Origin of the sequence: Pseudomonas sp. PDM17, assembly GCF_014851985.1 — a bacterium.
GTDB lineage: Bacteria > Pseudomonadota > Gammaproteobacteria > Pseudomonadales > Pseudomonadaceae > Pseudomonas.
The window spans coordinates 355459-377429 of sequence record NZ_JACVAT010000005.1; the positions used below are offsets into that span (position 1 = coordinate 355459).

The 21971-nt window shown below is 64.2% G+C and carries 24 protein-coding genes and 1 riboswitch; of the genes, 17 read left to right on the forward strand and 7 right to left on the reverse strand.

The features are described from left to right. Window positions 1-35: 35 nt before the first annotated feature. Both IB256_RS19875 and IB256_RS19880 read left to right on the forward strand, forming a co-directional pair. Window positions 36-665 (forward strand): glutathione S-transferase family protein, encoded by a 630-nt coding sequence (locus IB256_RS19875; RefSeq protein ID WP_081517500.1) that lies wholly within the window; start codon window positions 36-38, stop codon window positions 663-665. A gap of 71 nt (window positions 666-736) precedes the next feature. Then, window positions 737-1687, forward strand: a complete 951-nt coding sequence (locus IB256_RS19880; protein ID WP_192289947.1) for a Nudix family hydrolase — start codon at window positions 737-739, stop codon at window positions 1685-1687. Window positions 1688-1749: 62 nt separating this feature from the next. On the opposite strand, the gene IB256_RS19885 is transcribed toward IB256_RS19880, so the two are convergent. Genes IB256_RS19885 through IB256_RS19900 form a run of 4 tightly spaced genes read right to left on the reverse strand, consistent with a single transcriptional unit; the run spans window position 1750 to window position 6353 of the window. After that, window positions 1750-2322 carry a cob(I)yrinic acid a,c-diamide adenosyltransferase gene (locus IB256_RS19885; RefSeq protein ID WP_081517502.1) on the reverse strand — a complete coding sequence of 191 codons (573 nt, stop codon included), beginning with the start codon at window positions 2320-2322 and terminating at the stop codon, window positions 1750-1752. Window positions 2323-2325: 3 nt separating this feature from the next. After that, window positions 2326-4377 carry a sensor histidine kinase gene (locus IB256_RS19890; protein WP_192403988.1) on the reverse strand — a complete coding sequence of 684 codons (2052 nt, stop codon included), beginning with the start codon at window positions 4375-4377 and terminating at the stop codon, window positions 2326-2328. A 60-nt stretch (window positions 4378-4437) separates the two neighbouring features. Continuing rightward, a complete protein-coding gene (locus IB256_RS19895) occupies window positions 4438-5349 on the reverse strand; it encodes a putative 2-dehydropantoate 2-reductase (protein ID WP_192403780.1) in 912 nt (303 codons plus the stop codon). 38 nt (window positions 5350-5387) lie between these two features. Further along, window positions 5388-6353: a response regulator gene (locus tag IB256_RS19900; protein WP_192289943.1), complete on the reverse strand. Its 966-nt coding sequence runs from the start codon at window positions 6351-6353 to the stop codon at window positions 5388-5390. Between the two features lie 160 nt (window positions 6354-6513). Between IB256_RS19900 and IB256_RS19905 the strand changes: the two genes are divergently transcribed. Both IB256_RS19905 and IB256_RS19910 read left to right on the forward strand, forming a co-directional pair. After that, the gene (locus tag IB256_RS19905) at window positions 6514-6993 is read left to right on the forward strand and encodes a YajQ family cyclic di-GMP-binding protein (protein WP_045209642.1); all 480 of its coding nucleotides are present in this window, start codon (window positions 6514-6516) and stop codon (window positions 6991-6993) included. Window positions 6994-7135: 142 nt separating this feature from the next. Further along, window positions 7136-7981, forward strand: a complete 846-nt coding sequence (locus IB256_RS19910) for a mechanosensitive ion channel family protein (RefSeq protein ID WP_192289939.1) — start codon at window positions 7136-7138, stop codon at window positions 7979-7981. A 72-nt stretch (window positions 7982-8053) separates the two neighbouring features. Here the strand turns inward: IB256_RS19910 and IB256_RS19915 are convergent, their stop codons facing one another. Together IB256_RS19915 and IB256_RS19920 are read right to left on the reverse strand one after the other, a co-directional pair. Further along, a complete protein-coding gene (locus IB256_RS19915) occupies window positions 8054-9862 on the reverse strand; it encodes an AmpG family muropeptide MFS transporter (RefSeq protein ID WP_138212325.1) in 1809 nt (602 codons plus the stop codon). Between the two features lie 42 nt (window positions 9863-9904). Then, a complete protein-coding gene (locus tag IB256_RS19920) occupies window positions 9905-10279 on the reverse strand; it encodes an MGMT family protein (RefSeq protein WP_192290640.1) in 375 nt (124 codons plus the stop codon). 193 nt (window positions 10280-10472) lie between these two features. Between IB256_RS19920 and IB256_RS19925 the strand changes: the two genes are divergently transcribed. Further along, window positions 10473-11474 carry a DUF481 domain-containing protein gene (locus IB256_RS19925; RefSeq protein WP_192289937.1) on the forward strand — a complete coding sequence of 334 codons (1002 nt, stop codon included), beginning with the start codon at window positions 10473-10475 and terminating at the stop codon, window positions 11472-11474. Between the two features lie 83 nt (window positions 11475-11557). Here the strand turns inward: IB256_RS19925 and IB256_RS19930 are convergent, their stop codons facing one another. Beyond that, window positions 11558-12316, reverse strand: coding sequence for an SDR family oxidoreductase (locus IB256_RS19930; RefSeq protein ID WP_192289935.1), 759 nt, complete (start codon window positions 12314-12316; stop codon window positions 11558-11560). A 107-nt stretch (window positions 12317-12423) separates the two neighbouring features. On the opposite strand from IB256_RS19930, the gene IB256_RS19935 reads away from it, so the two are divergent. From IB256_RS19935 to pncB, 12 genes are all read left to right on the forward strand, one after another. Beyond that, on the forward strand, window positions 12424-13161 hold the full coding sequence (locus IB256_RS19935) for a HugZ family protein (protein ID WP_192289933.1): 738 nt from the start codon (window positions 12424-12426) through the stop codon (window positions 13159-13161). 88 nt (window positions 13162-13249) lie between these two features. Then, window positions 13250-13717, forward strand: coding sequence for an FxsA family protein (locus tag IB256_RS19940; protein ID WP_138212329.1), 468 nt, complete (start codon window positions 13250-13252; stop codon window positions 13715-13717). A 237-nt stretch (window positions 13718-13954) separates the two neighbouring features. Next, on the forward strand, window positions 13955-14248 hold the full coding sequence (locus IB256_RS19945; protein ID WP_009617968.1) for a co-chaperone GroES: 294 nt from the start codon (window positions 13955-13957) through the stop codon (window positions 14246-14248). A 48-nt stretch (window positions 14249-14296) separates the two neighbouring features. Further along, entirely contained in the window at window positions 14297-15937 is a 1641-nt protein-coding gene (gene groL, locus IB256_RS19950) for a chaperonin GroEL (protein WP_045209649.1), read from the forward strand. Between the two features lie 73 nt (window positions 15938-16010). After that, a riboswitch (Fluoride riboswitch) is annotated at window positions 16011-16073 on the forward strand. A 64-nt stretch (window positions 16074-16137) separates the two neighbouring features. Next, window positions 16138-16521, forward strand: coding sequence for a fluoride efflux transporter CrcB (gene crcB, locus IB256_RS19955; protein ID WP_081517512.1), 384 nt, complete (start codon window positions 16138-16140; stop codon window positions 16519-16521). A gap of 45 nt (window positions 16522-16566) precedes the next feature. Further along, window positions 16567-16881: a DUF190 domain-containing protein gene (locus IB256_RS19960; protein ID WP_192289929.1), complete on the forward strand. Its 315-nt coding sequence runs from the start codon at window positions 16567-16569 to the stop codon at window positions 16879-16881. Between the two features lie 130 nt (window positions 16882-17011). Then, window positions 17012-17695, forward strand: coding sequence for a response regulator transcription factor (locus IB256_RS19965; protein WP_081517514.1), 684 nt, complete (start codon window positions 17012-17014; stop codon window positions 17693-17695). Then, window positions 17685-18959 (forward strand): sensor histidine kinase, encoded by a 1275-nt coding sequence (locus IB256_RS19970; RefSeq protein WP_192289927.1) that lies wholly within the window; start codon window positions 17685-17687, stop codon window positions 18957-18959. The genes IB256_RS19965 and IB256_RS19970 overlap by 11 nt, the downstream gene beginning before the upstream one ends. A gap of 82 nt (window positions 18960-19041) precedes the next feature. After that, window positions 19042-19713 carry a class I SAM-dependent methyltransferase gene (locus tag IB256_RS19975; RefSeq protein ID WP_192289925.1) on the forward strand — a complete coding sequence of 224 codons (672 nt, stop codon included), beginning with the start codon at window positions 19042-19044 and terminating at the stop codon, window positions 19711-19713. Window positions 19714-19716: 3 nt separating this feature from the next. Continuing rightward, entirely contained in the window at window positions 19717-20421 is a 705-nt protein-coding gene (locus IB256_RS19980) for a lipopolysaccharide kinase InaA family protein (protein ID WP_192289923.1), read from the forward strand. Then, window positions 20418-20642, forward strand: coding sequence for a hypothetical protein (locus IB256_RS19985; protein WP_192289921.1), 225 nt, complete (start codon window positions 20418-20420; stop codon window positions 20640-20642). Before IB256_RS19980 ends, IB256_RS19985 begins: the two co-directional genes overlap by 4 nt. 90 nt (window positions 20643-20732) lie before the next feature. Beyond that, window positions 20733-21932 (forward strand): nicotinate phosphoribosyltransferase, encoded by a 1200-nt coding sequence (pncB, locus tag IB256_RS19990; protein ID WP_192289919.1) that lies wholly within the window; start codon window positions 20733-20735, stop codon window positions 21930-21932. Window positions 21933-21971 lie beyond the last annotated feature (39 nt).

Here is a 21971-nt window from a genome sequence, read left to right on the forward strand (position 1 = left end):
AGGTCTCCTGACTGACCCTCAAGAGCATCGCATCCATGTCCCTCACCCTGATCATCGGCAGCAAGAACCTCTCCTCCTGGTCCCTGCGCGGCTGGCTGGCCATGCAGCTCACCGGCGCCGAGTTCGAGGAAATCCTCATTCCCCTCGGTGGGCAGGACATCTCGCGGCGCATCCGCGAGCACTCGCCCAGCGGCAAGGTGCCGGCGCTCAAGTGCGAGCACGGGCTGATCTGGGATTCCCTGTCGATCGCCGAATACCTCGCCGAACGCTTCCCCGAAGCCCACCTCTGGCCCCGTGGCGAAGCGGCCCGCGCCCTGGCCCGCTCGGTCTGCGCCGAGATGCACAGCGGCTTCATGGCGCTGCGTTCGCACATGCCCATGGACATCCAGCGCAACCAGCCGCTGACCAACGTGCCCGACGCGGTGGAGGCGGATATCGCCCGTGTCGTCGAGCTCTGGGCGTTGTGCCGCCAGCAGTTCGGCCAGGACGGTCCGTTCCTGTTCGGCCACGCGAGCATTGCCGACGCCTTCTACGCTCCCATTGCCACGCGTCTGCGCAGCTACTGCGTGACCCTGCCCATCGAGGCGCAGAACTACGTCGATGCGATCTATGCCTGGCCGGCCTTCCGTCCCTGGCTGGACGCGGCGATGGTCGAACGCGCCTGAACCCGGCCGCCAATGACGGTAGAATGCCCGTCTGCGCGGGCCCTGCCTGAATCGGATTGAGGAGTAGCACTGTGAAACGAGTACATGTCGCCGCCGCCGTGATTCGCGGACTCGATGGCCGGGTGCTGATCGCCCGTCGTCCGGACGACAAGCACCAGGGCGGTCTCTGGGAGTTTCCCGGTGGCAAGGTGGAAGAGGGTGAAGCAGTGCAGGTCGCTCTGGCCCGCGAGTTGAAGGAAGAACTTGGCATCGACGTCGAGCAGGCCCGCCCGCTGATCCGTGTGCAACATGACTACAGCGACAAGCACGTGCTGCTGGATGTCTGGGAAGTCTCTGCCTTCTCCGGCGCGCCCCATGGCGCCGAGGGCCAGCCGCTGGCCTGGGTCGCCCCCCGCGACCTGCCGGACTACGAGTTCCCGGCGGCCAACGAGCCCATCGTGCAGGCCGCGCGCCTGCCGGATCGCTACCTGATCACGCCTGATGGCCTGGAAATCCCGCAACTGGTGCAGGGCGTGCGCGCTGCCGTCGCCAGTGGCATCCGTCTGATCCAGCTGCGCGCGCCGAACATGTACAGCCCCGAGTACCGCGACCTCGCCGTCGACGTGCAGGGCCTGTGCGCCGGCAAGGCGCAGCTGATGCTCAAGGGCCCGCTGGAGTGGCTGGGAGATTTTCCGGCGGCCGGCTGGCACCTGACGTCCGAGCAATTGCGCAAGTACGCACCCAACGGCCGGCCGTTCCCCCGCGAGCGCCTGCTGGCGGCGTCCTGCCACAGCGCCGAAGAGCTGGAGCTGGCGGTGCGCATGGGTGTGGACTTCGTCACCTTGTCGCCGGTGCAGCCCACCGAGAGCCATCCGGGCGAGCCGGCGCTGGGCTGGGAGGCAGCGGCAGAACTGATCGATGGCTTCAACCAGCCGGTGTTCCTGCTCGGTGGTGTCGGCCCGCAGGATCTCGAGCGCGCCTGGCAGGCGGGTGCGCAGGGCGTGGCGGGTATTCGTGCGTTCTGGCCGAAGGCGGAAGGCTGATAGGCACTTTGCGCGGGGCGGCGAGGGGTATCGCCTCGCCCACGCCATCCTGCAGAGCCCGGTCAGGCGGGCTTTTCGGCAGCCTGCCAGAGAATCTCCTCCACGCCCTGGCGGCGGGCGATGAAGCGTGCGGCGACGAACAACAGATCGGACAGGCGGTTCAGGTAGCGCAGGCCCGCGCCTTCCAGCGGTTCCTCGGCATTCAGCTGCTGGCAGCGGCGCTCGGCGTTGCGTGCCTGGGCGCGGCACAGGTGGGCGAGGGCGACCAGGCGTGAGCCGCCGGGCAGGATGAAGTTCTTCAGCGGCCCGAGCTCCTCGTTCCAGCGGTCGATCACCTGCTCCAGGCGCTCCACTTCGGCATCGTTCAGCGCGCGGTATTCCGGCATCGCCAGCTCTCCGCCCAGGTCGAACAGGCGATGCTGGATCGGCGCCAATACACCAATCACCTCTTCCAGCGCACTGCTACGCGCTTCGTGCAGCCCGGCCAGCAGCAGGCCAAGGTGGCTGTTCAGCTCATCCACTGCGCCCATGGCTTCCACCCGCGGATGGTGCTTGGGCACGCGGCGGCCGTCGGCCAGGCCGGTTTCGCCGGCATCGCCGGTGCGGGTGTAGATCTTCGACAGGCGATTGCCCATGGCTCAATGCTCCTTGTCGCCCTGCGCCAAAAGCGTCAGCGATGGGGAAATCTCGGCGGCCAGCGGCAGACGGATGGTGAAGCAGGTGCCCACGCCCAGTTCGGACTGCACCTCCATCTGCCCCTTGTGGTTGTTGGTGACGATGAAGTACGAGACCGACAGGCCCAGCCCCGTGCCCTGGCCGACTTCCTTGGTGGTGAAGAAGGGCTCGAAGATGCGCTTGCGCACGTTCTCCGGCATGCCGCAGCCGTTGTCCTCCACGTGGATCTCCGCCCACGGAGGATTGAGCCGGGTACGCAGGGTGATGCGGCCGTATTCGCCTTCCTCTTCGTCGTCGCGCAGGTGGATGGCCTGGGCGCCGTTCTTCAGCAGGTTGAGCAGGACTTGTTCGATTTCGTTGGCGATCACCGGCACCGGGCCCAGGCGTGGGTCGTATTCGTGGACGATCTCCAGCGACTTGAAGTCGAAGCCGCCGGTGAGGTCGAAGTCGTTGCCGGCAATCTCCACCGCCTGCTCCAGAAGCGCCGGCAGTTCGCAGGCCGCCATCTGGCGGTGGCTGCGGCGGCTGAAGGAAAGCATGTGGGTGACGATCTTCGCCGCGCGGGATCCGGCGTACTGGATGCCATCCATCAGCTTGGGGATCTCCCGCGCTTCCAGGTAGTGGTTGAGGTCGTCCAGGCGCACGCCCACTTCGCCGGCCACTTCGAGGTTCTTCGGCAGCTCCTGCGACAGGCGCCGGCGGATGTTCTGCACGTTATGCAGGATGGCGCCCAGCGGGTTGTTGATCTCGTGGGCCATGCCGGCGGCGAGGCCGCCGACGGAGAGCATCTTCTCCGACTGCACCATCATCTCTTCCATCCCCAGGCGGTCGGTGATGTCGTCGATGCGGATCACCGCGCCACGGCCGGTCCCACCCATTAGCGGGTAGAAGGTCAGGGCGTAGTGGCGCGGGGCGTCGGTAAGGGCCCAGGTGACGCGTTCGACGCGCTCGACCTTGTGCTGCTCGGCGGCGCGGGTGAGCTGCGGCAGGAAGGGCTTGAGCGACGGGAAGGCAAGGAACACCGGCTGGTTCACCGCATCGTCCAGGCTGGTGCCGGAGAGCTGGCTGGCTTCCTGGTTCCACTGGGTGACGTAGAGCTGCTCGTCCACCGCGATCAGCGCCGAAGGCATGGAGTCGATGATGCTGTTGAGGTAGTGCTGGAAGCCGGTGAGCTTCTTCTCGATCTTGCTGCGCACCTGGACTTCCAGCTCCAGCTTGCGGTTCGAACGGCGGGTTTCCTCGGCCAGCGACTGGGCCTGTTCCACGGCTTCCTGGGCGTCGTCACGGGCGCGCTTGAGCTGCTGCTCTCGGGCCTCGATGCGGGTCAGCATGGTGTTGAAGGCGTCAGCCAGACGGCCGATCTCGTCGGCGTTGCCGCGCTCGGCGCGCAGGGCATAGTTTTCCTCGCGGGTGACCTGGCGCGAGAGCTCTTCCAGGCTGCGGATAGGCCGGGTAATCAGGCGGCGGATCTGCTGGGCGATGAGCAGCCAGAGCAGCACCGAGACCGCAAGGATCACCAGGCTGGCGGTCAGCGTGCCGGTGTAGAAAGCGCCGGGCAGCTCGCTGCTCGCCACCAGCAGCAGGTAGCCGCTGTTGCGGCCGGCCTGGGGCAGCTCGAACAGTGCATTGAGACGGTATTCGTGCTGGCGCCAGCGCTCCAGGTGGTCCAGGCGCTCGGGCAGCGCCACCGGGCCGTTGCTCGGCGTCTGCGCGATGCGCTCGCCATTGCTGTCGTAGAGCGCGGCGGCGCGCAGCGGCTGGTAGTCGTCCAACTGGCGTAGCAGCACCTGGGCCTGGGTCGGCGAGGACAGTGCCGGCTCGCTGAGCGCCGGGTTGGCGATCAGTCGGCCGATGGTCTGCAGGGCTTGCGGCGCCACGCTGTCCTGGGAAATCCAGTAGGCCGCGCTGATGAAGGCGAGGTTGGCCACCAGCATCACGGTCGCCAGCAGCACCAGCAGGGCGGCGAGGATTTTCTGGCCGACCGGCAGGTCTTCCAGGCGCTGGCGCAGGTTCATGGGTGAAGGCATGGGCGCGTCAAAGAGAAAAACAGGGGAGGCGGGCAGGGTAGCCCGCCATCAGTTGTCGGGCAATCCGCGGGCCACCAGACAGGCCCGCAGGCGCTCGTGCAGGGCGCGCAGTTGCGGCAGTGCCAGGTGCCGGCGGTCGCCCTCGCGGCAGGCGTGGCCGAGCAGGTAGGCAATCTCGCTGCGCCGGCCCTTGGCGACGTCCTGGTACATGGACGAGAAGTTCGCTGCGGTGGCGGCAATCACCCGCTCCACGTCGCCCTGCAGCTCCCGTGCGGCGGCGGAGTAGCCAGCGGCATGGAGCAATTGGCCCAGCTCGTCGCAGAGCCCGGCGACTTCGGCGGGATGGCTGGCCAGCTCGCCGTTGCGGCACTGATGCAGCACGGTGAGCGGGTTGATCGCGCAGTTCAGCGCCAGCTTGCGCCACAGGCGTTCGAGTATGTCGTCGCTCCACTGCGCGGGGATCTGGGCGCGGCGCAGGTCGGCCAGCCATTCCGGCTCGGGGCCGCCCTGTTCGTCGCCCAGCCAGGTCTGGCCGACGCCTGCGAACACCACGCGGAAGTCGGCTTCACGGAAGGCGCCTTCGGTGCTGGAGGCGTACAGGCAGCGGGCGCGGGGTAGATGAGCGCTGACCGCCTGCTGGCTGCCCAGGCCGTTCTGCAGCAGGATCAGCTCGGCCCCGGGTGCCAGGCGCGCGGCCACGCTGGCGGCGGCGGACTCGGCGTCGTAGGCCTTGCAGGCCAGCAGCAGGCGCTGGATCGGCGCGCCCTGGGCGGCGGTTTCCGCCGGGATCGGGTAGAGGCTCTCGCGGCCGTCTTCCACCAGGGTGACGCCGCCGAGGGTGCGGTAGGCGTTGAGGCGCTGGCGGTCGCGCAGCAGCAGACGCACCGGCAGGCCGGCGCGGGACAGGCGGGTGGCCCACAGGCAACCGAGGCTGCCGGCGCCGAGGATGGTCCAGGTCATGGGAGGAACTTCGCGGTTTCGGGGGCTTACCGCGAAGTTTAGCGTAGGCCGGTCAGGCGGCTGGCGTTGATTCGCCCGCTGGCGAAGGCATCGGGCAGCAGCGCGCGGCCTTGCTGCATCAGGTGCTCGACTTCCAGGGGCAGCGCCTTGGCGTCCAGGCCCACCAGACTGATGCCTGCCTTGAGGGTGATGAAGCCTTCGCTGGTCTTGAAGGCCTTGAGGTTCAGGCCTTCGTGCAGGCGGCGGAAGCTGCTCGGCGAGCACTCCTGCAGGTCTTCGAGCAGGGTGATCAGGGCGAAGTGCTGGTCATCGATACGCGCCAGGACATCCAGCGGCCGCACCAGTTGCTGCAGGCGCCGGGCGACGCCATGGAGCAGTTCGTTCTGGAACGACTGGCCGTGCTTCTGCCCCAGTTCGGCCAGCTCCGGCAGGCCGATCAGCATGTAGCACACCGCGCCGCCGCGGGATTCCACCTGGCGGATGCTGTCGGCCAGCTTCTGCTTCAGGTAGCGCTGGTTGCCCAGGCCGGTGGCGCTGTCCACCAGGTTGCGCTCTTCCAGACTGGTGATGTTCTGGGTGAGCAGGCGGTTTTCCATCAGCAGGCGCTGCAGGGTGTTGCTCAGGCGGTCGGCGGCCAGTACGCGGGGCACCAGTTGCTCGTTCATTGCCGACTTGCTGACGAAGTCATCGACGCCGCGGTCGAAGGCTTCGGCCAGGGCGTTGTCGCCCTCCTTGCCGGTGAGCAGGATGATGTAGGTGTAGTGGTCGCCACTCTCGTCGAGCTGGCGTACCCGCGCGGTCAGCTCCAGGCCGTCCATCTCGGGCATCAGCCAGTCGGCGAGCAGTACGCTCACCGGCTCCTTTTCCAGCAGGTCGAGCGCTTCGCTGGCGCTGCTGGCGAAGCGCACGTTCTGATAGCCGGCCTGACTCAGCGCGCGGCCAATCATGGCGCTGGAGAACTTGGCGTCGTCGACCACCAGAATGCTGAGATGGTTGGTTGGCATGGAAAGGAATGTCTCGCAAACGAGTGGGAAATGCCGGCTCTTAGTGTCAGAGGCCGGGCGCGGTCTTGTCTGTCAGTTATAATGACCGCGCATTTTTATCGTCAAGCCAGGCTCGATGCTGACTGTGAACCGCATCGCGCCGTCCATCTGGAGAGATGTCATGCCTTCGTTCGACGTGGTGTCCGAACTGGACAAACACGAACTGACCAACGCCTTGGATAACGCCACCAAGGAACTGGACCGCCGTTTCGACCTGAAGGGCAAGTGCAGCTTCGAGGCCAAGGAAAAGTCCATCACCCTGACCGCCGAGGCGGATTTCATGCTCGAGCAGATGCTCGACATTCTTCGCTCCAGCCTGGTCAAACGCAAGATTGACGCGCAGTGCATGGAGATCAAGGATTCCTTCGCCTCCGGCAAGGTGGTCAAGCAGGAAGTCGACTTCCGCGAGGGCATCGACAAGGATCTGGCGAAGAAGATCGTCGCCCTGATCAAGGACAAGAAGCTCAAGGTACAGGCCGCCATCCAGGGCGAGCAGGTACGTGTCACCGGTAAGAAGCGCGACGACCTGCAGGAAGCCATCGCGCTGCTGCGCGGCGAATCCCTCGGCATGCCGCTGCAGTTCAACAACTTCCGCGACTGATGCGCACTCTCGACGAAAAGCTGCGGAACCTCACCGCCCGCCTGACGTCGCAGTAATAGAGTCGCTCGGCGAACTCCCGACCGCCATGGCTTGCCATGGCGGTTTTGTTTTTGGAATGGCAATAGACAAGGGGCCTGCATCCATGGATATGAATTACGAGCAGATCATGAACAGCGCGGAGGCCTGGACACCGGTCGTCCTGGCCTACCTGGGCAATGCCACGCTGGCGCTGTTGACCCTGCTGATCGGTTGGTGGGTGATCAACCTGTTTACCCGTCGCGTGGGTGGAGTGCTGTCCACCAAGCACGTGGACAAGACGCTGCAGGGCTTCATTGGCAGCATGGTAAACATCATCCTCAAGATCCTGCTGATGGTCAGCGTGGCGTCGATGATCGGCATCCAGACCACCAGCTTCGTCGCCGCCATCGGTGCCGCCGGCCTGGCCATCGGCCTGGCACTGCAGGGCAGCCTGTCGAACTTCGCCGGTGGGGTGCTGATCCTGTTGTTCCGCCCGTTCAAGATCGGCGACTGGATCGAGGCCCAGGGCGTGTCCGGCACCGTGGACAACATCATGATCTTCCACACCGTGCTGCGCACCGGTGACAACCGTACCGTGATCGTGCCCAACGGCGCGCTGTCCAACGGCATCATCACCAACACCTCGACCCAGACCACCCGCCAGGTGACCTTCGACGTGAAGCTGGCCTTCGACGCTGACCTGGATGGCGCCCGATCCATCCTCAAGGAGCTGGCGGACGATCCGCGCGTGCTCAAGTCCCCGGCGCCGGTGGTGGTGGTCGCGGGCCTGGGCGAGAACTCGGTGACCCTGTCGCTGCGCCTGTGGACCGCCAACGCCGACTACTGGGGCGTCACCTTCATGCTCAACGAGCAGGTGCGCCTGCGTCTGCGCGATTCCGGCATCGACCTGGCGCCGAACAAGGTGGTGCGCGTGGTCAAGGGCGAAGAGGACTCCGTCCTGGCGGACTGATCCCGCCCCGCAGGAACGAAAAAGGCCGGCATTTGCCGGCCTTTTTCATGGGCGCTGATCCAGTAACCAGAATCAGTGACGTTCTGCGCTGGGGTGTTGCGCTGGCGCTTCCGTGGCTTCCTCGGCTGCGCCGTTGGTGATGTCGTTCTTGCGGCGCAGCCACAGCCAGCCGATCAGCAGCAGCGTCGGCACGCCGAGCAGGGCGGTGAAGAAGAAGAAGCGCTCGTAGCCCATGCCCTCGACCATCGCCCCGGAATAGCCGCCGATGAAGCGCGGCAGCAACAGCATGGTGGAGCTGAGCATGGCGTACTGGGTCGCGGAGAACTTCAGGTTGGTCAGGCTCGACAGGTAGGCGACGAAGGCCGAGGTGGCGAGGCCGCCGCTGAAGTTGTCGAGCATGATGGTCACCACCAGCATGGTGACGTGGGGTTCCAGCACCTTGAGCAGGGCGAAGACGTTCTGCCCCATCAGGTGCGGGTCGTCGATTGCGCCCATCTGCGCCAGCATGGCGAACAGCAGGTTGGTCCCGGCAGAGGCCGCGCCGCCGATGAAGAGGATCGGCAGGATGCTGAAACGGGCAATCAGCACACCGCCGGCCGCCGCCCCTACCAGGGTCATGACCACACCGAACAGCTTGCTGACGGTGGCGATGGTGTCCTTGGAGAAGCCCATGTCGATGTAGAACACGCTGGCCATGGTGCCCATGACGGTGTCGGACATGCGGTAGGTGGAGATCAGCCCGAGCAGCAGCAGCGCCTGCCAGCGGTAGCGGCGGACGAACTCGGTGATCGGCGTCAGCACCGGTGCCATCAGCAGGCGTCCCGGGGCGGAAATACAGCTCAGGGCGATCAGCAGGTACAGGAGGGCGAGCCACCACTTGCCGGCTTCGGCCATGTTGATGAAGGCGGTGCCGGTGACCAGCAGGATGATCAGGACGATCACCGAGACGGCCTGGTGGACGAAGTCGAACTGCGGCAGGCCGCGCCCGTGCACCGCCAGCAGCAGTGGGCGGCGTACCTTCGACAGCAGCTCGCGGACCGGGCGGATCTGCCGGCGGCCGTGGGGGGTCATGCAGATGCCGATGAAGATTCCGTACAGTGCGGCTCGTGGCCAGGCCTGGGCGGTCAGGGCGGTGAGCATGGCCGGCACGGAGATCAGCAGCACCAGCAGGGTCAGAACCGAGAGCAGTTGATGATTGAACGCGAAGGCCGAGCTGCCCGCCTGCGGCTGCACGTTGACTGGCGGCTCTTTCATCAGCAGCGTGGTGATCAGGCCGGGCAGGATGGCCAGCGAGCAAACCGCGTAGGTCAGGGCCCAGGCCGACTGGCTGTAATGCAGGGCGCTGGAGCCGGCCCACTCGGCGAGGAACAGCACGCCAGCGGTGGCGAACAGCACGGCGACCCGGTAGCCGGTCATGTAGCACGCGGCCAGCGCGGCCTGGCGGGTGTTCTCGGCGATTTCCAGGCGGTAGGCGTCGATGGCGATGTCCTGGGTGGCCGAGGCGAAGGCCACCACCATCGCCAGGGCGATCAGCCAGTTCAGGTGTGATTGCGGGTTGCACAGGGCCATGCCGAGCAGGCCGATGGCGATCAGCCCCTGGGAGAACACCAGCCAGGAGCGACGGCGACCCAGGCGGCCGATGAAGGGCAGGCGCCACTGGTCGAGCATGGGCGACCACACCCACTTGAAGGCGTACACCAGCCCGATCCAGCTGGCGAATCCGATGGTTTCCCGAGCCACACCCGCTTCACGCAACCACACCGAGAGGGTGGAGAGCACCAGCATGTAGGGCAGGCCGGCGGCGAAACCCAGCAGCAAAAGCGCGAGGCTGGCGGGAGACTTGTAGGCAATCCATGCCTCGCGCCAGGAATGCTCTTTCATGGGGGGTGTTTTCCAGCAGGACGAAAAATTACGCGAACTCTACTAGGACTGCTCGCCGCTAGGCCAGCCGTGCCGACGTATGTCCACCCGATCGTTATGGATTCTGACACCCTCGGCACGTAATCGTGCGCGCTGTTCGTTACCCGAAACCGTGCCGACGGGCAGGCTGATGCGCCCCCCTGCGGCGATCACCCGATGCCAGGGCAGGCGCGTACCTTCGGGCAGTTGGCTGAGGATACGTCCTACAAGCCGTGCGGAACGTCCCAGGCCGGCGAGTCGCGCGACATCGCCATAGGTGATGACACAGCCTTCCGGCACCTGGGCGATGACCAGGAAAATCGCTTCGCGCCGTACCTGCAGGCTTTCCAGTCCGAGGTCAGTCACTGGTGCGCTGGCTGGGGGCTTGGGCTTGGGCATCGAATGCACCGCAATAGAGGGGCTGACGCTCAGGATATCGGCTGGTGCAGCCCTGGCAAGTCGGCTCATTTGTAAGACCCATCTGTCAGTCATTGTGAACTCCCTGCAACTGGGTCTGTCAGTCGTTGCTCTAGTGTCGGGTATCTGGATAATGCCCGGCTTTTTGCCCACTCCATCCAGTTGAATTCGACTCATGTTCCCCAGAACCCTGCTTACAGTCGCACTCGCATCCTGTTCCCTGTCCGCCCTCGCCGACACCGTCTGGTTGAAGAACGGTGACCGCCTCAGCGGCACCATCAAACTCTATGACGGCGGCAGGCTGTTGCTGGCGACCGACTACGGCGGAGACATCACGCTGAAGGCGGACAAGATCAAGACGCTGGAGACCGACCAGAACCTGCTGGTGAAGTACGACGAGGAAACCGGCGAGCACTCCAAGGGCCTGAAAGCGTCGGACCAGGGCAAGGTCACGCTGGTCAACGGCGAGGCGCGCACGGTGGAACTGGCGAAGATCGAGCAGATGATGCCACCCAAGCCGATCCTCGAAGACTGGGTCTGGACCGGCAACGTCGACTTCTCCCTGGACCACAAGCAGGCGGAGAACGATGTCGAGGATTACGACATCGACTTCAAGACCAACGCCCGCCACGGCCGCTGGCGCCACAATCTGCAGGGCGAGTACAACCGCGAGAAGAAGGACGATCAGGTCAGTACCAACAACTATTCCGCGCAATACGCGCTGGACCGCTTCCTCGACGAGCACTGGTTCTGGCAGGGCCAGGCGCAGTACAAGCGCGACTGGATCGAGGACCTGCAGAAGAAACGCACCGTCGGTACCGGCCCGGGCTACCAATTCTGGGACAACGAGCTGGGTGCGTTCTCCCTGGCGACCCTGGTCAACCGCAACGACTACGAATTCGTCGACGACGAGAAATCCCACTTCTACAGCACCAGCCTGAAGTGGGACTACAACCGTTACCTGCTGGCCAAGCAGTTCGAGGTGTTCACCAACGGCGAAGTCAGCAAGCCGCTGGAGTCCAACGTGGAGTACGAGCTGGAGAGCGAGGCGGGCATCCGCTACAAGCTGACCTCCTGGGCGTCCCTGAGCCTGAAGGCCGAATGGGACAAGCTCAGCGGCAACGACGGCGACGTCAACGAGCGTCGCTACACCCTGGGCCTGGGCGTCGGCTGGTAACGCTTCGCTTCGACTGGCTCCGCTCTACGAGAACGGCAATAAAAAACCCCGCACCTGGCGGGGCTTTTTCATGGGCGGGCGGATTACAGGCGCAGGCCGCCGTCCAGTTCCAGCACGCGGCCGGTGTAGTAATCGTTCTCGAGGATGTAGGCCACCGAGTGGGCGATTTCCAGCGGCTTGCCCAGGCGCTTGAGCGGAATGCCGGAAGTCATCTTCTCCAGGGCTTCGGGCTTCATGCTGGCGACCATGTCGGTCTCGATGAAGCCGGGAGCCACGCCCGCCACGCGGATGCCGTAGCGCGCCAGTTCCTTCGCCCACACCACGGTGTCGGCGGCGACGCCGGCCTTGGCGGCGGAGTAGTTGGCCTGGCCCATGTTGCCGGCGCGGGAAATGGAGGAAATGTTGACGATCGCGCCTTCGTTCTTCAGCTCGATCATCTTCGCCGCCACTTCGCGGGTGCAGAGGAACACGCCGGTCAGGTTGACGTCGATCACCGCCTGCCACTGGGCCAGGCTCATCTTGCTCAGTTCGCCGTCCTTGACCTTGATGGTCAGGCCGTCGCGCAGAATGCCGGCGTTGTTGACCAGGCCGTTGATGGCGCCGAAGTCGCTGGCGACCTGGGCCACCATGTGGGTAACCTGTTCTTCATTGGCGACGTTGCACAGATAGGCGCGGGCGTCACCGCCGGCGGCCTTGCAGGCAGCCACGGCTTCGTCCAGTTTTTCGGTATTGAGGTCAACCAGCGCGACGCGCGCGCCCTTGCCGGAGAGGTACTCGCCCATGGCGCGGCCCAGGCCCTGGCAGCCACCGGTGATGATGATGACCTTGTCTTTCAATTGCATCGGAACAACCCCACGAACAGTTTCTGGTGAAAGGCCCCGCCGGCAGCTGTGCACAGAGTCAGTCCTGCCCGTCCGTTTACGACGGATTCTTTGCGAGGAGTCATAAGTTGAGCGTGAAAGCTGCCAAGCATGCCCGAGAACTGCTGCTCAAGGAATACCGCGGCGTCCTCTCTACCCACTCGAAGAAGTGGCCCGGATTCCCCTTCGGCTCCGTCGTGCCGTATTGCCTGGACGAGGCCGGCCGTCCGCTGATCCTGATCAGCCGCATCGCCCAGCACACCCATAACCTGCAGATGGACGGGAAATGCTCGCTGCTCATCGGCGAGCGTGGCGTCGACGACATCCAGGCCGCCGGACGCCTGACTCTGCTGGCCGAGGCGCTGCTGGTCGAGGACGTTGATGCCATCGCCGACGCCGCCGAGCGTTACTACCGCTATTTCCCCGGCTCGCAGGACTACCACATCGTCCACGACTTCGATTTCTGGGTGCTGGAGCCGGTGCAGTGGCGCTACATCGGTGGCTTCGGCGATATCCACTGGCTGGGCGCCAACAGCGTGCCGCTGGCCAACCCCTTCGTCGGCGAAGCGGAGAAGAGCATGGTCGAGCACATGAACAGCGACCACGCCAATGCCATCGAACACTACGTCGAACTGGCCGGGTTGCCCGCCGGGCAGGGCCCGCAGCTGGCGGGAATTGATACAGAAGGTTTCCACCTGCGCATTGGTCAGGGGCTGCACTGGCTGCCGTTCCCGGCGCCCTGCGGCAACGCCGGCGCGGTGCGCCAGGCGCTGGTGCAGTTGGCCAAGGCGGACGTCTGGCCGGGCAACGAAGTGATCCAGGCCTGATCCTTCCCTTGGCTTATCCCTTGAAATTGGAAGGGGGCGTCGCCACCTAGCTTTCTACCCGGGCAATGACCCCGCCAAGGATTCATCGATGCGAGTTCCCCTGTTTCTGATTCTTCTGTTCCCGCTGATCGAGCTGGCCGTGATGATCAAGGTCGGCAGCGTGATCGGCGTGGGCTGGACCCTGCTGCTGATCATCGCCGGCGCCTTCATCGGCGCAGCGGTGCTGCGCGTGGCCGGCGTCGCTACTGCGCTGCGTGCCCGCGAGCGCCTGAATCGAGGCGAGCTGCCCGAGCAGGAAATGCTCGAAGGCCTGGTCATCGCCCTGGGCGGTGGCCTGCTGATGCTGCCGGGCTTCATCAGCGACATCGTCGGCCTGTTCTGCCTGATCCCCTTCACCCGTCGCCTGATGCTTGGCCGCGTGCGCCAGCGCATGCAGGAGCAGGCTGAGCGCCGCCGCGCCTTCGCCGATGATCCGGCCGCCCAGCACCGCAGCGGCCCCAGCGTGATCGAGGGCGAGTACCAGCGCCGCGAGGAAGATCGCGACCGCCTGCGTTGAGCGTCGGGCGGTTTCGCTCGCCTGAAGCACCCGCCGCCTGCAAAAATTTTTTCGTCACACACTTGAAATGCCTTGTAGCGACCTTATGTACCGGTCACCGCAAGGTCCCTGTCACACGGACAGGCTGCTCTTTACGCGTCTCGCCAGCCGGGACGCAAACCGGCACCGCCGGATTCAATAAAACCTGCCGGGCATCGATCCGGCCGTTGGAAATCACAGTTTGGGAGAGTTACGACTATGAAGCTTCGTCCTCTGCATGACCGCGTCGTCATCCGTCGCAGCGAGGAAGAGACCAAGACCGCAGGCGGCATCGTGCTGCCGGGTTCCGCCGCCGAGAAGCCGAACCGCGGTGAAGTGGTCGCTGTTGGTGCCGGCCGTGTCCTGGACAACGGCGAAGTTCGCGCTCTGGCCGTGAAGGTCGGTGACAAGGTGGTCTTCGGTCCGTACTCCGGCAGCAACGCCATCAAGGTCGACGGCGAAGAACTGCTGGTGATGGGCGAGTCCGAGATCCTCGCCGTCCTGGAAGACTGATTTCAGTCCGTCCACTCCCCACCGAATTCGATTTAGAGGAAACAGAACATGGCTGCCAAAGAAGTTAAGTTCGGCGATTCCGCTCGCAAGAAAATGCTGGTCGGCGTAAACGTCCTGGCCGACGCTGTGAAAGCGACCCTGGGCCCGAAAGGCCGTAACGTCATCCTGGACAAGAGCTTCGGCGCTCCGACCATCACCAAGGACGGCGTTTCCGTCGCCAAGGAAATCGAACTCAAAGACAAGTTCGAGAACATGGGCGCCCAGCTGGTGAAAGACGTTGCCTCCAAGGCCAACGACGCTGCCGGTGACGGCACCACCACCGCTACCGTTCTGGCCCAGGCCATCGTCAACGAAGGCCTGAAAGCCGTCGCTGCCGGCATGAACCCGATGGACCTGAAGCGCGGTATCGACAAGGCCACCGTGGCCATCGTTGCCCAGCTCAAGGAGCAGGCCAAGCCCTGCGCCGACACCAAGGCCATTGCCCAGGTAGGCACCATCTCCGCCAACTCCGACGACTCCATCGGCAACATCATTGCCGAAGCCATGGACAAGGTCGGTAAAGAAGGCGTGATCACCGTTGAAGAAGGCTCGGGCCTGGAAAACGAACTGTCCGTCGTAGAAGGCATGCAGTTCGACCGCGGCTACCTGTCCCCCTACTTCATCAACAAGCCGGACACCATGGTGGCCGAGCTCGACGGCCCGCTGCTGCTGCTGGTCGACAAGAAGATCTCCAACATCCGCGAAATGCTGCCGGTCCTGGAAGCCGTTGCCAAAGCCGGCCGTCCGCTGCTGATCGTGGCTGAAGACGTCGAAGGCGAAGCCCTGGCTACCCTGGTCGTCAACAACATGCGTGGCATCGTCAAGGTCGCAGCCGTCAAGGCTCCGGGCTTCGGCGACCGCCGCAAGGCCATGCTGCAGGACATCGCCATCCTGACCGGCGGTACCGTCATCTCCGAAGAAGTCGGTCTGAGCCTGGAAGGCGCCACCCTGGAGCACCTGGGTAACGCCAAGCGCGTGGTTCTGAGCAAAGAAAACACCACCATCATCGATGGCGCTGGCGCTCAAGCCGACATCGAAGCTCGCGTCCTGCAGATCCGCAAGCAGGTCGAAGAGACTTCCTCGGACTACGACCGTGAGAAGCTGCAAGAGCGTCTGGCCAAGCTGGCTGGCGGTGTTGCCGTGATCAAGGTTGGCGCTGCCACCGAAGTCGAGATGAAAGAGAAGAAAGCCCGCGTTGAAGACGCCCTGCACGCTACCCGCGCTGCTGTGGAAGAAGGCGTGGTTCCTGGCGGCGGCGTCGCTCTGGTTCGTGCTCTGCAAGCCATCGAAGGCCTGAAGGGCGACAACGAAGACCAGAACGTCGGTATCGCTCTGCTGCGTCGCGCCGTTGAAGCTCCGCTGCGCCAGATCGTTGCCAACTCCGGCGACGAGCCGAGCGTAGTGGTCGACAAGGTCAAGCAGGGTTCGGGTAACTTCGGCTACAACGCTGCTACCGGTGTGTACGGCGACATGATCGAGATGGGTATCCTCGATCCGGCCAAGGTCACCCGTTCGGCTCTGCAAGCCGCTGCTTCCATCGGCGGCCTGATGGTCACCACCGAGGCCATGGTTGCCGAAGTGGCTGACGACAAGGCTGCTCCGGCCATGCCGGACATGGGCGGCATGGGCGGCATGGGCGGCATGATGTAAGCCACCCGGCACCTGCTGTAAGAAAAAGCCCCGCCTAGGCGGGGCTTTTTCATGGGCGTCGGATATGCCAGACTGCGCCGCAGGAGATGGCATTCCTCCTTCAACCGCCCTTGTGGCTGATGATGCCTACGCATAGACCTGGAAAGGCGCGTAGGCGCTCGCCTGCGGCCTGTCCAAAACACCTTCCCCAGGACAGGACCATGTGGAAACCCATTCTCGCCGTCTCCCTCGGAGCCGCCCTCGGCGCACTGCTGCGCTGGGTGCTCGGGCTCAAGCTCAATACCCTCCTGCCATCCATGCCGCCGGGCACGGTGGTCGCCAACCTGGTTGGCGGCTACATCATCGGCGCGGCTATCGCCTTCTTCGCCAACTCCCCCGGCCTGGCGCCAGAATGGCGATTACTGATCATTACCGGTTTCTGCGGTGGCCTCACCACCTTCTCGACCTTCTCCGCCGAGGTCGTCGTGCTGCTGCAGCAAGGCCGCTTGGCCTGGGCCATGGGCACGGTCGCCACGCACCTTGCCGGTTCCCTGCTGATGACCCTGGCCGGACTCTGGTCGGTGCACGCGCTGATGGGCCGCTAGGCCGTCCAGCCATGAGAGAGGCCGCGAGGCCTTCGGGAGGAAGACATGAACGGCTACCAGTTGAAGTTCTTCACCCAGCAGGACCGCAAACACGCCGGCTTGCCGCTGGCTCAATGGCTGCTGGAGGAGGCGCGCCGGCAAGGCGTACGCGGCGCCACCCTGATGACTGCGAGCGAAGGCTTCGGCAAGACCGGGCGCATTCACTACGCGCATTTCTTCGAGCTGGCCGACCAGCCGCAGGAAGTCACCATGGCAGTGAGCGAGGAAGAGTCCGGGCGCATCTTCGAGGCGATCCGCCAGGCGGGTGTGAAGCTGTTCTACGTGAAGACGCCGATCGAGTTTGGTGTGGCGGGCGACTGAAGCCGCGCCGGAGGGCTCATTCGACCTGCCGCACGGGCAATCGGCAGGTTGAATGTGAAAATTCCGTCAAAGCCGCTTAAGTTCTATTTAAGCTGGTTAGGCTAACGTGCATTGCGTTCGAGGAGAGCATATGCGCATTTTGTTGGTTGAAGACAATCGGGACATCCTGGCCAATATGGCCGACTACCTGGGCCTGAAGGGCTACACGGTGGATTGCGCCCAGGACGGCCTGTCCGGATTGCACCTCGCGGCGACGTCCCATTACGACCTGATCGTGCTGGACGTGATGCTGCCGGGGCTGGATGGTTTCACCCTGTGCCGCCGCCTGCGCGAAGACGCGCGCCGCGACACCCCAGTGATCATGCTGACCGCCCGCGATCAGCTGGACGACCGCCTGCAGGGCTTCCGTTCCGGCGCTGACGATTACCTCCTCAAGCCCTTTGCGCTCTCCGAGCTGGCCGCTCGCATCGAGGCGGTGCTGCGCCGCAGCCAGGGCGGCGGGCGGCGCGAGCTGCAGGTCGCCGACCTGAGCTACAACCTCGACACCCTCGAAGTGAACCGTGCCGGCAAGCCGCTCAAGCTCAACCCCATCGGCCTCAAGCTGCTGGCGGTGCTGATGCAGAAGAGCCCGCACGTGGTGCGCCGCGACGTGCTCGAGGAAGCCGTCTGGGGGGATGACTGCCCCGACAGCGACAGCCTGCGCAGCCACGTTCATCAGCTGCGCCAGGTGATCGACAAGCCCTTCGCATCCTCCCTGCTGCACACGGTGCATGGCGTCGGCTACAAGCTGGCGGAGGAAGCGCATGGAGTATAAGCAGAGCCTTTCCCGACGGATTGTCTTTGCCTTCGTACTCATGACCGCCGCCGTTGGCGGCCTGTTTTCGGTGGGAATCGTCGGCGTCGTTCATATCGTCGAAGAGCGCCTGATTTCCCGCGACCTGGGCGGTGAACTGGACCGCATCATCAATGAGGACCTGGGGAACGGCCAGGCTCCGAAACTCGATCCCGGCATGCGTTTCTTCATCAGTGATGGCGCGGGCGTCTATGCCATGCCGCCGGCGCTGCGCCGGCTGGACGCCGGTTTCCACGAAGTCTTCGATGGCGAGCTGTCTTTCCATGCGCTGGCGCGCGACGTCGATGGCCGCCGCTTCGTCCTGCTGCAGGACCAGAGCGACTTCGAGGCGCGCGAACAGATCCTCTATGCCGCCGTGGTCACCGGTTATGTGCTCAGCCTCGCCCTGTCCGGGGTGCTGGGCTGGCTGCTGGCGCGCAAGGTCATGGAGCCGGTGTCGCGCCTGGCGCGCCAGGTTCGTCACCGGGACCAGTTGCTGGAGCTGGCACCGCCCATGTCGCCGGATTACGCCAACGACGAGGTGGGCGAGCTGGCGGCGGCCTTCGATTACGCCATGGGGCGGCTGCACGATGTGCTGACCCGGGAGAAGCTCTTTACCAGCGACGTCAGCCATGAGCTGCGCACGCCGCTGATGGTGATCGCCACCAGTTGCGAGTTGCTGGCGGAAGAGCCGGGGCTCACCCCGCGGTCGCGTGCTCAGTTGGTGCGGATGAACAGTGCCTGCGAGGAGATGCGGGATCTGGTGCAGACCTTCCTGATGCTGGCGCGGGCCCAGCGCAAGGATATGGCCATCGTGTCCCAGGCTGGGTTGCGGACGATCGGCGACGAGTTGGTCGCACAGTGGCGCGGGCCTATCGAAGCGAAGGGCTTGACCCTGGAATACAACGTCAGCCAGGAGATGCCCGGGCAGTTCAACGCGCCTTTCCTGCGTTCGGTGATGAGCAATTTATTGCGCAATGCCATGCATTACACCGAAAGCGGCAGCATCCGCTTACAACTTGGACCGAACGGATTCTGGGTCGAGGACACCGGCGCCGGCATCCCGGAAGAGCAGCGCGAGCGCGTCTTCCAGCCCTTCACGCGCGGCCAGAACCCGCGTGGTGAGGGGCTCGGGCTGGGGTTGTCGCTGGTCAAGCGGATCTGCGCCTCCGAAGGCTGGGACGTCACGCTGCGTCCGGCCGAGCCCCATGGCTGTCGCTTCGAAGTTCGCCTAGCCGTCGTTTGACAAAAACTTCACAAGTGCATGACCCGGCTGTGACAGGCTGGTTCGTATCGTTCGCCCTGAATTCGGGAAAGGTAAATATCCGATGACTGAAAAACCCGTCGACCTGGAGTTCTCCCAAAAGTACGACCGCCAGCACGCAGAGCGTTACCTGCGCAAGCACCAGGCCGGACTCTCCCGGAAACTTTCTCACTGGCGCGATGTCCAAGTCGCCCGTCAGGCACTCAAGCTGGCGGGGCAGCCCAATCTGGTCCTGGACCTGCCGTGCGGCGCCGGGCGCTTCTGGCCGATGCTGGCCGAAAAGGAGAACCGGGTGATCATCGGGGCAGACAATTCCCCGGACATGATCGCCGTGGCCTGCGCCGGTCAACCGAATGAGGTTGTAAAACGCGTCCGACCTTTGCAGACTTCCGCGTTTGCCATTGATCTGCCCGACAACGCCGTCGATAGCATCTTCTCGATGCGCCTGATGCACCATATCGGCGAAACTGACGATCGTTTGACGATGTTGCGCGAATTTCACCGCGTAACCCGCGATTCGGTGATCCTGTCGATGTGGGTCGATGGTAACTTCAAGTCCTGGAAACGTGCTCGCGCCGAATCGAATCGCAAGAAACACGCCTACCAGAACCGCTTCGTGATACCCGCCAAGACCATCGAGGCGGAGTTCCGCCAGGCTGGTTTCAAGGTCCAGGATCACATTGATTTCGTCCCGCTCGTACACATGTGGCGGGTCTACATTCTGCGTAAGGAGTGATGGATGGCCGTTGATCTGGCTTCGCTGCAGCAAATTTCCGGTGAGAACGCCATCGACCGTTGGCTCCAGGTGCCCGGCAAATGGGTCGAGGAACCCAACCGTCGGCGCGGCGGCGAAAGCGGCGTGCAGCGAGTCCTGACCTCCGACGGCCGGATGCTCTATCGCAAGCAGCAGATGGGCCACATCTACCGCGACCTGCTGCATCCCTTCGGCTACCCCACCGCCATCCGCGAGCGCAATGCGCTCAAGGCCGCCGAAGCGTTGGGCGTGAAAGTGCCGACCCTGGTCTACGCCGGCTGCCGCAAGGTGGATGGCGAATGGCAGGCCCTTCTGGTAACCGAGTCCCTGGACGGTTTCAGCAGCCTGGAAGACTGCTACGCCCGTGGTGACCAGGAGCGTTGGGGCGAGGCCCTGCACCAAAGAATTCTGCAACATTACGGTAGTACCCTTGCAAAGCTTAACGCCGGCCGTTGGCAGCATGGCTGCCTCTACCTGAAGCACGTCTTCGTGAAGATGGACGGCGACAAGATCGAAGTGGCCCTGATTGACATGGAAAAAGCCCGTCAGCGCTTCAGCGCCCAGCGTGCCGCCCGTCACGATCTTCGCCAGGTAAAACGCCGCTCGTCGTGGACAGAGGCGCAATGGCAGGCCTTTGTCTATGGTTACCAAGCGGCGTTTGGCAGCGCCATCAAAGGGTTGCAGACATGAAGTTAGAAATTACGCGAGGTTTGCTCCTCATCGGCGCGCTCGGGGTGGCGACCCTGGCGGCGGCGGCCTGGCATGAGCCTGGGCCTTCGGTCATTTCCGGAAGAGGCGGCCTGGACAGCTGCCCGATGCCGCCCAACCTGCGCGCCAAGCAACAGGACATCCGTCCGGATGACGACCTGCTGCTTTTCCTGTTCGGGATGTCGCAGAGCAAAGCACGCTGATTTCTGATTCCAACTCAAAACCCCGCCTCGGCGGGGTTTTTTGTGGGCGACGGGTTTAGACTGCCGATTCAAGCCTGCAATGAGATGAGCATGAGCGACAGCGCATTTTCCCGGCGGATCGTGCAGAACCTGCTGGATACCGATTTCTACAAGCTGAGCATGATGCAGGCCGTGCTGCACAACTATCCCAACGCCGAAGTCGAGTGGGAGTTCCGCTGTCGCAACGAAGAGGACCTGCGCGCCTACCTCGACCCGCTGCGCGAGCAGATCGAGCAGCTGTCGGAGCTTTCTTTCGCACCGCAGGACCTGGCCTTTCTTGAGCGCATCCCCTTCTTCAAGCCCGACTTCATCCGCTTCCTCGGCCTGTTCCGCTTCAACCCCAGCTATGTGCAGCTGGGTGTGGAGAACGAAGAACTGTTCCTGCGCCTGAAAGGCCCCTGGCTGCACGTGATTCTCTTCGAGGTGCCGCTGCTGGCGATCATCAGCGAAGTGCGCAACCGCCACCGCCATCCGGGCACGACGCTGACGATGGTCCGCGAGCGCTTGCAGGAGAAGTTCGACTGGCTGCGCAAGGAGGCCAGCGCCGAAGAGCTGGCTGGCTTCAAGATGGCCGACTTCGGCACCCGCCGGCGCTTCTCCTATCCGGTGCAGGAAGCCGTAGTACGCGATCTGCGCGATGGCTTCCCCGGCCATTTCGTTGGCACCAGCAACGTTTACCTGGCGCGCGAGCTGGGCGTGAAACCGCTGGGCACCATGGCTCACGAGTGGTTGATGGCGCATCAGCAACTCGGCCCGCGGCTGATCGACAGCCAGGCCGCCGCGCTGGACGCCTGGGTTCGCGAGTACCGCGGGCAGTTGGGCATCGCGCTGACCGATTGCATCACCATGGAAGCCTTCCTGGCGGACTTCGACCTGTACTTCGCCAAGCTCTTCGACGGCCTGCGCCACGACTCGGGCGATCCACTGGAGTGGGCGGAAAAGGCCATCCGGCATTACGAACACCTGGGCATCGACCCGCTGACCAAGACCCTGGTGTTCTCCGACGGCCTTAACCTGCCGCGTGCGCTGGAAATCTACCGGGCGCTGCGCGAGCGCATCGACGTCAGCTTCGGTATTGGCACCCATTTCACCTGCGATGTGCCGGGTGTCCAGCCGATGAACATCGTGCTGAAGATGACCGCCTGCAACGGCCATCCGGTGGCGAAGATCTCCGATGCGCCGGGCAAGACCCAGTGCAAGGACGAGAACTTCCTGCACTACCTCAAGCACGTCTTCAAAGTACCGGGGTAGCCGATTGCGCGGCGCACCGGGACGCGCCACTCTTGCTCA